Source organism: Rahnella ecdela, assembly GCF_019049625.1.
GTDB classification, from domain to species: Bacteria; Pseudomonadota; Gammaproteobacteria; order Enterobacterales; family Enterobacteriaceae; genus Rahnella; species Rahnella ecdela.
The window spans coordinates 92743-106078 of sequence record NZ_JAFMOY010000132.1 but is presented as its reverse complement, the minus strand read 5'-3'; the positions used below and the strand labels follow the sequence as shown (position 1 = coordinate 106078).

13 protein-coding genes are annotated in these 13336 nt (G+C 50.3%); 5 read left to right on the top strand and 8 right to left on the bottom strand.

Annotated elements, in window-relative coordinates; all coding sequences use genetic code 11:
- Positions 1–55: 55 nt before the first annotated feature.
- Complete coding sequence (gene cfa, locus J1784_RS21255) at positions 56–1207, bottom strand: cyclopropane fatty acyl phospholipid synthase (RefSeq protein ID WP_217150850.1); 1152 nt, start codon at positions 1205–1207, stop codon at positions 56–58.
- Positions 1208–1586: 379 nt separating this feature from the next.
- Positions 1587–2780: a purine nucleoside transporter PunC gene (gene punC / locus J1784_RS21250; RefSeq protein ID WP_217150849.1), complete on the bottom strand. Its 1194-nt coding sequence runs from the start codon at positions 2778–2780 to the stop codon at positions 1587–1589.
- A 136-nt stretch (positions 2781–2916) separates the two neighbouring features.
- Between punC and punR the strand changes: the two genes are divergently transcribed.
- Positions 2917–3825: a DNA-binding transcriptional activator PunR gene (gene punR, locus J1784_RS21245; protein WP_217150848.1), complete on the top strand. Its 909-nt coding sequence runs from the start codon at positions 2917–2919 to the stop codon at positions 3823–3825.
- A 34-nt stretch (positions 3826–3859) separates the two neighbouring features.
- Here the strand turns inward: punR and purR are convergent, their stop codons facing one another.
- A complete protein-coding gene (purR, locus tag J1784_RS21240; protein ID WP_217150847.1) occupies positions 3860–4885 on the bottom strand; it encodes an HTH-type transcriptional repressor PurR in 1026 nt (341 codons plus the stop codon).
- A 262-nt stretch (positions 4886–5147) separates the two neighbouring features.
- Between purR and cydH the strand changes: the two genes are divergently transcribed.
- Positions 5148–5309: a cytochrome bd-I oxidase subunit CydH gene (cydH, locus tag J1784_RS26930; protein ID WP_112287936.1), complete on the top strand. Its 162-nt coding sequence runs from the start codon at positions 5148–5150 to the stop codon at positions 5307–5309.
- Between the two features lie 164 nt (positions 5310–5473).
- Here the strand turns inward: cydH and J1784_RS21230 are convergent, their stop codons facing one another.
- A complete protein-coding gene (locus tag J1784_RS21230) occupies positions 5474–6379 on the bottom strand; it encodes a C40 family peptidase (RefSeq protein ID WP_217151146.1) in 906 nt (301 codons plus the stop codon).
- A 463-nt stretch (positions 6380–6842) separates the two neighbouring features.
- On the opposite strand from J1784_RS21230, the gene J1784_RS21225 reads away from it, so the two are divergent.
- The gene (locus tag J1784_RS21225) at positions 6843–7184 is read left to right on the top strand and encodes a Grx4 family monothiol glutaredoxin (protein ID WP_120505939.1); all 342 of its coding nucleotides are present in this window, start codon (positions 6843–6845) and stop codon (positions 7182–7184) included.
- Positions 7185–7295: 111 nt separating this feature from the next.
- Here the strand turns inward: J1784_RS21225 and rnt are convergent, their stop codons facing one another.
- The 3 genes from rnt to nemA form a co-directional block, all read right to left on the bottom strand.
- Entirely contained in the window at positions 7296–8012 is a 717-nt protein-coding gene (gene rnt / locus J1784_RS21220; protein ID WP_120505938.1) for a ribonuclease T, read from the bottom strand.
- A 91-nt stretch (positions 8013–8103) separates the two neighbouring features.
- Entirely contained in the window at positions 8104–8511 is a 408-nt protein-coding gene (gene gloA / locus J1784_RS21215) for a lactoylglutathione lyase (RefSeq protein ID WP_112287933.1), read from the bottom strand.
- A gap of 162 nt (positions 8512–8673) precedes the next feature.
- Entirely contained in the window at positions 8674–9771 is a 1098-nt protein-coding gene (nemA, locus tag J1784_RS21210) for an alkene reductase (protein ID WP_217151145.1), read from the bottom strand.
- Between the two features lie 193 nt (positions 9772–9964).
- On the opposite strand from nemA, the gene J1784_RS21205 reads away from it, so the two are divergent.
- Together J1784_RS21205 and J1784_RS21200 are read left to right on the top strand one after the other, a co-directional pair.
- Entirely contained in the window at positions 9965–10204 is a 240-nt protein-coding gene (locus tag J1784_RS21205) for a DUF1289 domain-containing protein (RefSeq protein ID WP_217150846.1), read from the top strand.
- Between the two features lie 129 nt (positions 10205–10333).
- A complete protein-coding gene (locus tag J1784_RS21200; RefSeq protein WP_217150845.1) occupies positions 10334–11230 on the top strand; it encodes an aldo/keto reductase in 897 nt (298 codons plus the stop codon).
- A gap of 51 nt (positions 11231–11281) precedes the next feature.
- Here J1784_RS21200 and J1784_RS21195 read toward each other — a convergent pair whose 3' ends face one another.
- On the bottom strand, positions 11282–13333 hold the full coding sequence (locus J1784_RS21195; RefSeq protein WP_217150844.1) for an FUSC family protein: 2052 nt from the start codon (positions 13331–13333) through the stop codon (positions 11282–11284).
- Between the last annotated feature and the right edge of the window lie 3 nt (positions 13334–13336).

Below are 13336 nucleotides of genomic sequence, written 5' to 3'. Positions count from 1 at the left end.
AAACCGGACGTTCATGTCCGGTTTTTTTATGTCGGTTAGTCAATGTAAAGTACGATTAACGTGGAACGCGCATTCCGCCGTCAACGCCTTGCGGACTGAACACCACTTGCCAGAGCTGAATATCACGTGCCCTGAATGCCCCTGCACAGGCATTGAGATAATAGGTGAACATGCGGTGGAAACGATCGCCATATTTCTCTGCCAGTTCAGGCCAATGTTTCTGGAAACGTTCATGCCACGCCATCAGGGTACGATCATAATCCGCGCCGATATTGTGCCAGTCTTCCATCACAAACAAAGATTCGCTGGTTTGCGCAATTTGCTGAATTGAAGGCAGACAACCGTTCGGGAAGATATATTTATCAATCCACGGGTCGACGTTAAGATCTGTTTTGTTAGAACCGATAGTGTGCAGCAGGAAAATGCCGTCGGGTTTGATATTGCGTTGGGCGACATTAAAGTAAGTCTGATAATTCTTCGGACCGACATGTTCGAACATCCCGACCGAGACAATCCGGTCGAACTGATCGTTGAGATCACGGTAATCCTGCAAGAGGATGGTGACATCCAGTCCTTCACATCTTTTTTGCGCGAGTTTTTGTTGTTCTGCAGAAATAGTGACACCTACGACGCTTACACCGTAATTGCGTGCTGCAAACTCAGACAATCCACCCCATCCGCAACCTATATCCAGCAAACGCTGACCGGGTTTTAATTGCAGTTTATCGCAGATCATTTTGAGTTTGGCTTCCTGCGCTTCTTCAAGCGTTGTTGCTTCTTTCCAGTAGCCACAGGAATATTGCATGTAAGGATCGAGCATCAGAGTGAATAAATCGTTGCCCAGGTCGTAATGCTCTTTGCCAACAATCCACGCACGTTTACGCGATTGTAAATTGGTAAGGCGTGCTGCGGCGACGCGCAAAGTGTCTTTAAAATGGTGGGGGAGTTTATTTTCCAAACCTGCACGGATAACACGCTGGAAAAAAATATCAAGGCGGTCGCAATCCCACCAACCATCCATATAGCTTTCACCCAGCCCCAGAGAACCTTCCTGTAAAACACGCTTAAAAAAGTCAGTGTTTTTTACTTTAAGGTCGAAAGGGCGATTTCCATTTACCTGGATGTCCGCCATAGCCAGCATTTCACTGGCTATCCGATACCACTGATTATCCTGAATGCTTAGGTCTTCTATACACGATGAACTCATAGCTTCTCCATCACTTTCTCTTCTGACTTATTAACCTGCCGGGAAAAGCAAAGGCTATTTTTGCAGGTCTTTATGAGAACAGACGACTAGCGCCTCGTCCGATATCCGACACCAACAGAGGAAATTTAGAGGAACGCCTGCGGTCACAAGTCACGCAGGAAAATCATCCTTGAAAAACGTACTAGAAAAAATAGTGTGACGCATTCCGCGCGTCCGGCTTAAGTATGTAATAAAAGTTTTGTAAAAATGCTATTTTATTGGGTTTTGTTGAGTATAGGCTCGCCGGCAGGCATTCTCAATAGTTAATCGCCATGAATGAAAATGACCGTTAAGTGATTGTAACTTATGGTCATTATAACGATTAACTTTCGAGGCTGAATCAGGCTTCCTGCTCTGACTTTTGCTCAGTATATTGCGGATTTTCGTGCCGTATAGACATCCACCGGCCCAAAACTACCAACAATAGTGTAGACAGCATGGTGGTGACTGTCGCTATCAATGGTTGCACAATAAATGCGGAAACCATGAGACTGGCGAGGAAGCATAATCCCAGTTGCAGGGTATTTTGCAACGCGGCGGCTTTACCTGTATTAGCAGGAAATGGCATTAATGCGTTTGCGACAACAATTGGATAGATTGCGCCATTCACCAGCGCCATGAAGCAGAACGGGATCAACAGGCTCACTAACCCGGCATCAGTGAACATGGCAATACAAAACAGACCCGCAACACTCAGGCCATAACCCGTCAGCAGCCAGGGTAAAATTTTGTTCCCGTCTAACTTGCTGATAAGCAACCGGCAGCCAAAACCACCGAGCAGAAAAGCAATGGTCTGCGGAACATAGCTCAGACCAATCACGCCCGGCGAATAACCCATATCGCTCAGAATAAACGGTGAGCCTGTCAGCCACGCAAAGAAACCGGCGGAGCAGGCGGCGTAAATCATGACATTACCGCTGTAAACGCGGGATTTCAGCAACGTGCTAAAGCCCGCTTTATCCGCAGATTTGTGCTCTGCTGACTTATTTTCCCGAAGCGTAAAAGTGGCGATAAGCAACAGGAGCGCAACCGCGGTCAGCAGGGCAAAGATGGCTTCCCAGTCAAAATGATTGAGCACCCATGCGCCCAGCAAAGGAGCCAGCGCCGGTGAAAGTGCCACTAAAGGCATAATGCTGGCGAAGGTTTTTTTTGCAACATCCGCTGAAAAACGGTCAACAACGATAGCCTGCCAGGTCACCGCAGCCGCACAGACGCCCATCGCCTGTAAGAAACGCAGAGCCAGAAGGGCGCGCACGTTCTCGACCCAAATAATGCCCAGGCAACCGACAGCAAACAGCGTCAGGCCCAGCAGTAATACCGGTTTGCGGCCAATGCGGTCCGACAGGGGGCCCCACAGCAATTGTCCTATCGCGAATCCGCCGAGAAAAATACTCAGGCTGGCGCTGATCATTCCCGGACTGGTCATCAGGCTGATTTGCATTGCACTAAACGCAGGAAGGTACATATCTGTCGCTAAAAAGCCGAGCATGCTCAGGCCTGCCAGATAGAGCATAAATCCAAAGGAGGGTTTCATTATTATCTCGTTAATTTATTTGTTGCAGATGATTTGAAGCAGAAATCAGTTCGGATGCGGATTTTAACGCTTTGATAACAGCGTTGTGAAACGCTAATATTTGCACTCTGCTATCAAAAATATTGAAGGCTAAATTATGTGGTCAGAATACGCTCTTGAAGTCGTTGATGCCGTCGCAAGAACCGGCAGCTTCAGCGCAGCCGCACAGGATTTACATCGTGTGCCTTCTGCCATCAGCTATACCGTTCGTCAGCTGGAGCAATGGCTGGCAGTGCCCTTGTTCGAGCGCCGTCACCGTGATGTGGTTTTAACGCCCGCAGGTAAAGTCTTTGTGGATGAAGCCCGTGTTCTGACAAAAAAAATGATAGCTACACGCCGCCAGTGTCAGCAGGTGGCTAACGGGTGGCGTGGCGAGTTGCGAATTGCAGTCGACAGGATAGTTAAACCGGCAAGAACCCGGCGGCTGGTGCTGGATTTCTATCGCCATTTCCCCGATACGGAACTGATTATTCATTCCGAAGTGTTTAATGGCGTGTGGGACGCACTGGTTGACGGGCGTGCGGATGTGGCGATAGGCGCAACACGCGCGATCCCGGTGGGCGGCCGTTTCAGCTTTCGTGACATGGGATTTATGGACTGGCACTGCGTGGTCAGCCCGCAACATCCGCTGGCGCAGTTATCGGGCGCGCTAAGTGATGAACAGCTCAGGCCATACCCTGCGCTGTGTCTTGAAGATACTTCGAGGACGTTGCCCAAGCGTGATACCTGGACCCTCGATAACCAGCGGCGTCTGGTTGTTCCGGACTGGACCTGCGCGCTTGAATGCCTGAGTGAAGGTTTGTGCGTCGGAATGATGCCGGTACATCGCGTGAGTCAGCCGATTGAGCAGCAGAAATTACAGGTTCTGGATCTTGAGAATACGTTCCCTGACAGCCCGTGCTGCCTGACGTGGGATCAGAGCAATCCGTCACCCTCTCTGGCCTGGTTACTGGAATATATGGGCGATACGCAAACGATGAATAAAGAATGGCTGCGGGATGGATAAATAAAAACGCCTGCAAAGCAGGCGTCAGAAACGATTAACGGCGGTAGTCGCGGTAAGGGCCATCAGCCACCGAACGACGTTCAACCAGTTTCGGATGCACCTCGATGGTTTGTGATTCTTCGCGTTTGCTGATGATGCGGTCGAGCAGCATGGTAAAGGCCATCTCACCCAGCCGTTCTTTCGGCTGATGCACGGTGGTCAGTGCCGGAGAGAAGTACCGTGCATTACGCACGTTGTCATAACCGATCACTGAAATATCCTGCGGAACGCGCAGTCCGAGCTCATCAGCGGCGCAAATAGCGCCCATCGCCATCACATCACCGCCGCAGAAAACGGCAGTCGGGCGTTGTTTCTGCATCAGAATCTTATGCATCGCCTGATAACCTGATTCCGGTTCAAAGTCGCCCTGAACCACCCATTCTTCGCGAAGCGGGATATTGGCTTCTGTCAGCGCTTTGACGAATCCCTGGAAACGACCGCCGCCTGTGTTACGCGCCAGTTGGCCCGGAATCACGCCAATATCGCGATGTCCGCGTTCAATCAGATAGCGTCCGGCCATATAACCGCCTTCGAAAGCATTATCGATAATGCTGTCGGTGAAGTTTTTACGTGCTTCGCCCCAGTCCATCACGACCATCGGGATTGAACGGTACTCTTCAAGCATATTGAGCAGTTCGTCAGGATATTCCGCGCACATCACCAGCAACCCGTCGACGCGTTTTTGCGCCAGCATTTGCAGATAAGCCTGTTGTTTTTCCAGGTTATTGTGCGAGTTACATAAGATGAGCGTATAGCCTTTGGAGAAGCAGCTGTTCTCTACGGCTTCAATCACCTCGGCGAAATAGGGTGCTTCACTGGACGTTGCCAGCAAACCAATCGTCTTGGTGTTATTCACTTTAAGGCTACGGGCTACAGCGCTCGGCGAATAATGTAGCTCTTTAATGGCGAGGAGCACCGCTTCCTTGGTTTCTTCGGCGACGAAACGTGTTTTATTGATGACGTGCGACACGGTTGTAGTGGAAACGCCAGCGCGCTTTGCGACATCTTTAATCGTTGCCATGTAAAGAATGACTCCTGAACTTCCGTGCTTTAGCACGTTAGCATTATGTTAATCGTTTGCTTGCGTTGATTACACTGCGGACATCTTAAAGGGCAGTGAAATCGTTGGGTGGATTCTTCAGAATGAGGCGTGAAATGCTCTCGGGTGAAATCGACCGGCACACAGGCGTGTTAACCGACAATTTTCTCTTATAATGCATGAAAGTGGAAGTAAAATTGTCATGTTCGCATTGTCATTCAGCAGAAGATTTTAAATGTGAATTATGCGAAAATGCGTTGGCACACATTTAGTGTGGCTAAAAGAAACGCCACAACTTGATCCGAAAGGGGGTTTGATGGACAGCAACCTGAAATTATCGTTGATCACCACGGTTTGCGCTTTGCTCATGATTATCGCTTTCAGCTTCACGGCAGTGATGAACTAATTCAGTAGTGAGACGCAACAAAAAAGGGCGATTCCTTTCACAGGAATCGCCCTTTTCAATTTTACGCAGTGCCCGATATCCCCGATACTCTTCCCTGCAGAAACTCTTCGTTAAATGCTATTCAATGGCTGATTAGCGAAACTTCAGACTTAACGAATTGTTTATTATCGGATTGTTTTCGGGGTCATCACCCGACGTGCGCCAACATAATGATCTTGCCAGTAATCATCGCCTAATGAAGTGATTTTGATGTCTTCACCGGTTCTTGGCGACTGAATGAATTTGCCGTTGCCGACATAAACACCCACGTGGTCCGCAGCGCCGCGGTTGTTAATCCGAAAGAACACCAGGTCACCGCTTTCAAGTTCGCCACGTTTGACGGGAGCCGCATCGCGCAGGTGGTACATTTCATTTGCCGTGCGCGGCATTTTAATGCGGATCAAATCTTTGTAGGCGTAATAGACCAGGCCACTGCAATCGAAACCGGTATTCGGGGAGGTACCTCCCCAGCGATAAGGTTTACCGACCTGGTGCATCAGTTTGGTCATCGCCGTTTGTTGTGCATGCTGATAGCGTTTTTTATGAGTCGCACTTAGCGTAATCGGTTTGGTGTCTTCTTCGCGTAACTTCTTACCTTTGCGGTGTCGGCCATACGCTTCTTTTTTACTGACCTTTTCAGTGCTGTTTTTGGCAAGCGTTCGGGATTTCGTGTTTTTCTCTGTTTTGCTCTCGGCCCGCGTTGTCCTGAGTGTTTTTTCTTTTTTGTTTTCGGCCCGGGTTGTTTTAACGCTTTTCTCTGAAGTTGTCTTTCGTTTGACCAGTTCAGTTCTGCTGATTTTTTTCGATTGAGATGTTTTTTCCTGAGTCTTTTTCTCTGTCACCGGCGCGACTTTTGATTTCTTACTGGTTTTCGCCGCCACTGTTTTTCGCTTTCGCCGTTCTTCCGGCGTCACGGGAGTCGCATGACTCTTTCGCTGATCGGCAGAGACGCGTGTCTGTGGCGACGCATGAGCCATATTAAGAAACAGCTGGGTAAAGAGCAGCACAAAAAGCGTGAACAGTACGCGCATAGCTTCGTTACCATGAGTGGTTGGGTTAAACATCAGGGATGTCAGAGTATTGCCTAAAAGAACCCGACAAAAAAGCACGAATTGACTCGATTCTAGATCATATTGTGAGAAAAAGTTAATAGCTTTTTTTATGTCGAAATAACCGCCATTTTCAGTCAAAAAAATAACCATTTTTCATCAGGTTAATATTTGAGATAAAGAATGCGATTTTGCAAATCTGACATTATCGTCGAACGGCAAAAATGTTATTCTCGATGAATCTTTAAATATGTGATGCTCAGCGCAGCCGACGAAAATTGTTTAATAAAATGCCAGTATTGAGAAAGACCACACAAAAAATGGCGTTTTTATCTGATGGCTGGCGTCGTTACAATAGAAAGTATTGTGTTTGCGCACCGTCTTTGGGTGCCGCGCGTGATGAGTAATGACCGTGACAGCCGGTACCGGCTTGAGGAAGCAAGAAATGACCACTCCAACTATTGAAAAGATTCAGAAGCAAGTTTCTGAAAACCCGATCCTGCTTTATATGAAAGGTTCTCCAAAGCTGCCAAGCTGCGGTTTTTCCGCTCAGGCTGTTCAGGCGCTTTCCGCCTGTGGCGAACGTTTTGCTTACGTTGATATCTTGCAGAACCCTGATATCCGCGCTGAAATGCCAAAATATGCTAACTGGCCAACTTTCCCGCAATTGTGGGTTGATGGTGAACTGGTTGGCGGTTGCGACATCGTGGTTGAGATGTTCCAGCGTGGCGAACTGCAGCAGCTGATCAAAGAAACTGCTGAAAAATACAAATCTTCTGAAGAGTAATTCGAAGAAGGCTGCCGTTCTTTAAGGATGGCGGAAACAAAAAGAGCGACATTGCGTCGCTCTTTTTTTATGTCTGAATTGAGTCAGTCGAGAACTGCACACAGTATGGTCTTACTGCTGATTTTCCTGTTGTGCGGCTTCGTCTTCGGTTTCTTCTGCGGTCAGTGGCAACGGCCAGCCACCAAGACGCTTCCAGCGATTCACCAGCTCACAGAACAGCTCTGCGGTGCGTTCGGTATCATACAGCGCAGAGTGTGCCTGACTGCTGTCAAAGACCATTCCCGCACTGATACAGGCTTTTGCCAGCACCGTTTGTCCGAGTACCAGCCCGCTTAACGCGGCTGTATCAAATGTCGCGAAAGGGTGGAACGGATTGCGTTTCAGCCCGGCGCGTTCAGCTGCTGCCATCAGGAAGCTGTGATCGAAATTGGCATTGTGCGCCACAATGATCGCGCGGTTGCAGTTTTGCTCTTTCATCCCTTTGCGGATGACTTTAAAAATTTCGTGCAGGGCGTCATATTCACTGACTGCACCGCGCAGCGGATTGGTCGGGTCGATACCGTTAAACGCCAGCGCTTCCGGCACCAGTACCGAGCCTTCAAAAGGTTCTACGTGGAAATGCACGGTCTCATCGCTTTGCAGCCAGCCGTCCTCATCCATCTTCAGTGTGATTGCCGCAATTTCCAGCAGCGCATCGGTTTGGGCATTAAATCCGGCAGTTTCAACATCAATTACTACCGGATAAAAACCACGAAAACGGCCTCTCAGGGCGTTAATGTCACTATTCTCGGCCATTAGTTTCTTATCTTCATCGAATTCAGCGCGCATTATGACAAATTTTGCCGCCCGTTGCAGGGCTGCGGCAAAAATTGGGCAATAAAAAAGGGCGCAGATGCGCCCCTTTCAGCATTCAGGGGAATTAGTTACCCAGACCCTGACCTGCATGTTTGGATTCGATCAGCTCAATTTTGTAGCCGTCGGGATCTTCAACAAACGCGATGATAGTAGAGCCGCCTTTAACCGGACCGGCTTCACGGGTCACTTTGCCGCCCGCGTTGCGGATGTCATCGCAGGTTTGCGCGACGTTATCCACGCCCAGTGCGATATGGCCGTAAGCGGTGCCTATATCGTAGCTGTCAACGCCCCAGTTATAGGTCAGTTCAATGACGGCACCTTCACTTTCATCGGTGTAACCTACAAATGCCAGGGAGTATTTGTATTCAGTGTTTTCGCTGGTACGCAGCAGGCGCATGCCTAACACATCGGTATAGAAGCTTATCGCGCGTTGCAGATCGCCAACACGAAGCATGGTATGGAGTAAACGCATAGGTTCCTCTTTATTTGCAGGATGAGAATTATCGGTTCAAGCCTAACTGATAGCGACCATTTTGTCTGTAAAACGACGCTCAGTTGCTGAAGGCCTGACCAAAAAAAGCAGCAGAAGGAGGGCATCTTCTGCTGCAAGGATGGGATCACACTTTTTTAATCATTACAGCGTCGGGTAATCGGTATAACCCTGAGCACCGCCGCCGTAGAAGGTTTCTGGTTTTGGATCGTTAAGCGGGGCGTGAGATTTCAGGCGTTCGACCAGGTCCGGGTTAGCGATATAGCTGCGACCGAAAGCCACTGCGTCGATGTAACCTTTTTCGATAAGCTCTTCGCCTTTCTCAGCGGTATAAGCACCGGCACCGACAATTACGCCCTGATAATGAGCACGGATCACCGCTCGGAATTCTACAGAGTAAGGTTTGCCGCCAGCCCAGTCCGGTTCAGAAATATGCAGATAAGCGAGTTTACGTTTGTTCAGTTCATCCAGCAGATAAATAGCGGCCTGTTCCTGATCTTCACCGTTGTCCAGCCCGTTAAACGGACCCATGGGTGAAATACGAATACCCACGCGGTCTGCGCCGATAGCAGCGATGGTTGCATCAACCACTTCCAGTGTCAGGCGGGTACGGTTTTCAATGTTGCCGCCGTATTCGTCTTCACGCAGGTTAGATGCCGGAGACATGAACTGGTGCAACAGATAACCGTGCGCCGCATGCAGCTCAATGTAATCAAAACCGGCTTCGGCAGAACACTCAGCCGCATGACGGAAATCGTTAATGATCCCCGGAATTTCGCTGAGTTCCAGCGCACGCGGTGTCGGGCAATCAACGCGGATCGCGTGGCCTTGTTCGTCGCGCAGGCTGGTGCGGGTATTAGGATTGACAGCGGAAGCTGAGACCGGTGTCTGATTATCCGGCTGAACGCTGTTATGAGAAATACGGCCTGTGTGCCATAGCTGAACCGCAATATGGCTATTTTTCTGATGCACGCCTGCGACGATTTTTTTCCACGCAGCCACCTGTTCCGGCGTGTGCAGACCCGGCGCACCCGCATAACCTTTCGCCTGGAAAGAAACCTGAGTGGCTTCAGTAATGATCAGGCCGGAACTGTGGCGCTGAGCGTAATATTCGCCCATCAGCGGGGTAGGGATGTCACCCGGTTCGATGCTGCGCAGGCGGGTAAGCGGCGCCATAAAGACACGGTTAGGCAGCGTATTTTTACCGACAACAATGGGGGTGAAAAGCTTGGTCATTTCTATAACTCCGGATTAAGTGGACTGATCGGCAGGCTAATCAGGAACATAGTTCCCGCTACACGACCGTTTCGCAATGCCTCTTTCTATCGCATCTGGCCTCTGTCTGACTACGCGCACGGTGCCTTTTTGCAGATCCTCTTGCAGGATGAGCAGAAAACGTCTTGAATAAAAGTTCACCGTTATTTACGGAGGGCGTGTGGCCCAGCAACTTGAGTTTTTCGAAATACCCAGCCCGTGCAGGGGAATTTGTCAGGCCGATGAGCGCGGTTATTGTCGCGGTTGCCTGCGCAGCCGTGAGGAACGTTTTGGCTGGATGAAAATGACGGACACGGAAAAACGCCATGTCCTGCGTTTATGTCAGCAGCGCCTTTTGCGTCAGCTTCGCGCTGGAAAACAGCCCGACGAACCTTTGCCTGAACAACCGGAACTGTTCTGATTTTTCATGCCAGACGTCAGCGTCGTGATGGCGGTCTGCTTCTTTGCAATTCTTACGCTCCGCATCAATACAGCGCCGCAGGCGTTGTGTATTCTGTTGGTCGAAAATCAAAAACTTAAGGGATTCATAATGGAAGCGCGTACCCCGATTTCTCCTCAAGGTCCGGTATTCTCGAAACTGATTTGCGGTTACTGGCGTCTGATGGAATGGAACATGACGCCGCAACAGATTCTGGCGTTCATGGAACAGCATATTGAGCTGGGCATTACGACTGCCGATCATGCGGATATTTACGGTGATTATCAGTGTGAAGCCGCGTTCGGTGAGGCTCTTCGACTCAAGCCTGCTCTGCGCGAAAAAATGCAGCTGGTCAGTAAATGCGGCATTGCGACACGTGCCAATCCTGATAATAAAATCGGTCACTACATTACAGACACAAAGTACATCGTGGAGCGCGCCGAGAAATCGTTAAGTAATCTGCATACCGATTATCTGGATTTGCTGTTGATCCACCGCCCGGATCCGCTGATGGATGCCGACGAAGTCGCTGAGGCGTTCACGCAGTTGCACAAAAGCGGCAAAGTAAAACACTTCGGCGTTTCCAACTTTACGCCTGCGCAGTTCAGTCTGTTGCAATCACGCCTGCCGTTCCAGCTGGCGACGAATCAGGTGGAAATTTCTCCCATTCATCAGCCTGCAATTCTGGATGGCACGCTGGATCTCTGTCAGCAATTGCGCATCAGGCCGATGGCGTGGTCCTGTCTGGGTGGCGGTCGTTTGTTCAGTGATGCTGAGTTCCAGCCACTGCGCGACGAACTTCAGGCGGTGGCGAATGAAATGGGTGCCGGGACTATCGAACAGGTGGTTTACGCCTGGGTGATGCGTCTGCCGTCTCAGCCACTGCCGATTATCGGTTCGGGCAAAATTGAACGCGTGAAATCAGCCTGGAAATCATTGTCACTCGAAATGACCCGTCAGCAGTGGTTCCGTATTCGTAAAGCTGCGCTGGGCTACGACGTTCCATAATCGCTCCTGCTTCAGGCTGCGGTTAACTTTCGCAGCCTGAAGGGTTAAGCGTCAGGCAGGTTTGGTGGTACTGACCACCGGCGGTGCCGGACCATCATCCGTTGAAATGGCCTGCTGCAATTGTGACAGCGAGCAGTACAGACGCCAGATAACCCCCGCCAGTTCGCGCGCCGCCGGTTCAGGGTGATGCGCCAGTGAATTGCTCATCCGCAGTAACTCAGTCAGCGTGGCATCCAGATTTTCGTGGCTGACGCCGCGTTCCGTCATGACCCCTTTCAGACAGTGAATACACACGTCACGTACCGCAGAGAGCGGATCCGAACGGGTTTCCCATTCACGCAACTGCCAAACAATGTGGCTGCAATTGAGCAGCACCACGCCCCAGCGCAACAGCCAGGTGCGGGAAATCTGATCTTTACTCTGACTGAGCTGATTCATGCGGTGGTAAATCAGCGATTCAAACTGGAAATGACTCAGGGAAGGTTTGCGGCTGAGCTGATCCATAAAATCACGGCGCAGGGCGCGGATAATACGACGGCTCTTACGCTTATCCGAACTCGGCCTTAAGACCTGAAACGCGACCCCTGCCAGCATGACACCGGCAATCTTGGCCACGCCGTCGTTCATAAACGACTGATAGTCGAAATCCGGCGGATTAGTGACGGCTAAAAAAGAGCCCATGAAGACAATCATTTGTCCCCACAATCCCGCGTAACGTTTGTACTGCAATTTCATCATCTGCATAGTGACAAGCATCGGCAGGAAGAAAGCACAGAATACCCAAAAGTTATCGATTTGAACCATCAGCCCGAACTTGAGCAGAAAACAGCCGACAAACAGTAAACCCAGCGATTTAATTAACAATGTGACGCTGCTGATCGGGGAGGCGGTCGAGGAATAAAGCACACAACTGACGGCCGTCAGCGCCACGGCACCGGCGCCGGAATCCCACTGCGTGCTCATCCAGAACCCGCAACCAATCACGATGCACAAAAAAGTTCTCAGCCCGTTGTAGGCAGCTTCCAGTGTGTCGGTATGTTGCGCGAGATGACTGATTTTTGGCGGCTGGAGTGTTTCAGCCTCGGCCACATTGGCGTTTTCCACCCGGCGCAGCCAGCGTTCACTGCGCAGATACAGCCAGCAGAAATCACGTAACCGCTGCCAGAAGGCCTGATGACGAAAATCGGACGTGTCGTGAGGTTTAATGTGCTCAAGAATTTTCGACAGTTTGTATTTGTCAGTATCGGGTTTGCGCAATTCATCGAGCAAAACGCTCATCACTTCAGTCAGGTTTTCCGGCGGATTCGGCCAGTTGAGCAACATACGGCGCAAGCTGGAAATATAACTGGTCATGCGCAACTGCTGATGAAGCAGATAATTGAGCACGTTATTCTGACGGCGCAGGCGGTAATGGCTCCAGACGGCCTGAATGCGCAACAGATTCAGGGTGAGAATTTGCCCGATCAGACCTTCATGCGAGGTGCGGATCTGGTCGGAGATTTCGGTACGCCAGAGCAACTGCGCATGTTCCAGCAACTGGGTATGCATTTTGCGCAGGGAAGTGAGCAGGGCGTCTCCGTCTGAGGTGCTGGGCAGCACCATCATCATAAAGCCACCGCATAAAATACCGGTGATGACTTCACCGACACGCGCCTGGGCGATATCAAAAATCTGCGTTGTATCCGTGACGTCTACGGTTGAGAACGCAATAATTGCCGCCGTATAACCCGCCAGTGCGAAAGCGTACGAGACGTTGTTTTGATAATGGTTGGAGACATAAGTACAAATCCCCAGCCAGGCGGCGATGGCGAAAGTGAAAAGCCACGGCTCATTCAGGCAATGTCCGGCAATGAATACCGCCCCCACGGCGCCCAGCAAACTGCCAATAATTCTGCCGATACTTTTACTGATAACGCCACCCACCGTCGGAAAACTGACGACGGCAGCAGATGTCAGCGCCCAGTAAGGTTCGTCCATCTGAAATTCAAAAGCGATATACAGCGCGAGGATCATCGCAAGGGAATTACGTAAGGCATACCGCCATTGGCCGCCGGTCGCTTTTCCCCACGGGGTGTTTTTCCATTCGAGCCAGGAAAGATTCACGAC

Bases quoted from the DNA above. Each gene is read 5' to 3' on its own strand.
- punR (WP_217150848.1), top strand. From the start codon at position 2,917: ATGTGGTCAGAATACGCTCTTGAAGTCGTTGATGCCGTCGCAAGAACC.
- J1784_RS21225 (WP_120505939.1), top strand. From the start codon at position 6,843: ATGACCACTCCAACTATTGAAAAGATTCAGAAGCAAGTTTCTGAAAAC.
- gloA (WP_112287933.1), bottom strand. From the start codon at position 8,511: ATGCGTTTACTCCATACCATGCTTCGTGTTGGCGATCTGCAACGCGCG.
- cydH (WP_112287936.1), top strand. From the start codon at position 5,148: ATGCGAAAATGCGTTGGCACACATTTAGTGTGGCTAAAAGAAACGCCA.
- rnt (WP_120505938.1), bottom strand. From the start codon at position 8,012: ATGCGCGCTGAATTCGATGAAGATAAGAAACTAATGGCCGAGAATAGT.
- J1784_RS21200 (WP_217150845.1), top strand. From the start codon at position 10,334: ATGGAAGCGCGTACCCCGATTTCTCCTCAAGGTCCGGTATTCTCGAAA.
- purR (WP_217150847.1), bottom strand. From the start codon at position 4,885: ATGGCAACGATTAAAGATGTCGCAAAGCGCGCTGGCGTTTCCACTACA.
- punC (WP_217150849.1), bottom strand. From the start codon at position 2,780: ATGAAACCCTCCTTTGGATTTATGCTCTATCTGGCAGGCCTGAGCATG.
- cfa (WP_217150850.1), bottom strand. From the start codon at position 1,207: ATGAGTTCATCGTGTATAGAAGACCTAAGCATTCAGGATAATCAGTGG.
- J1784_RS21230 (WP_217151146.1), bottom strand. From the start codon at position 6,379: ATGCGCGTACTGTTCACGCTTTTTGTGCTGCTCTTTACCCAGCTGTTT.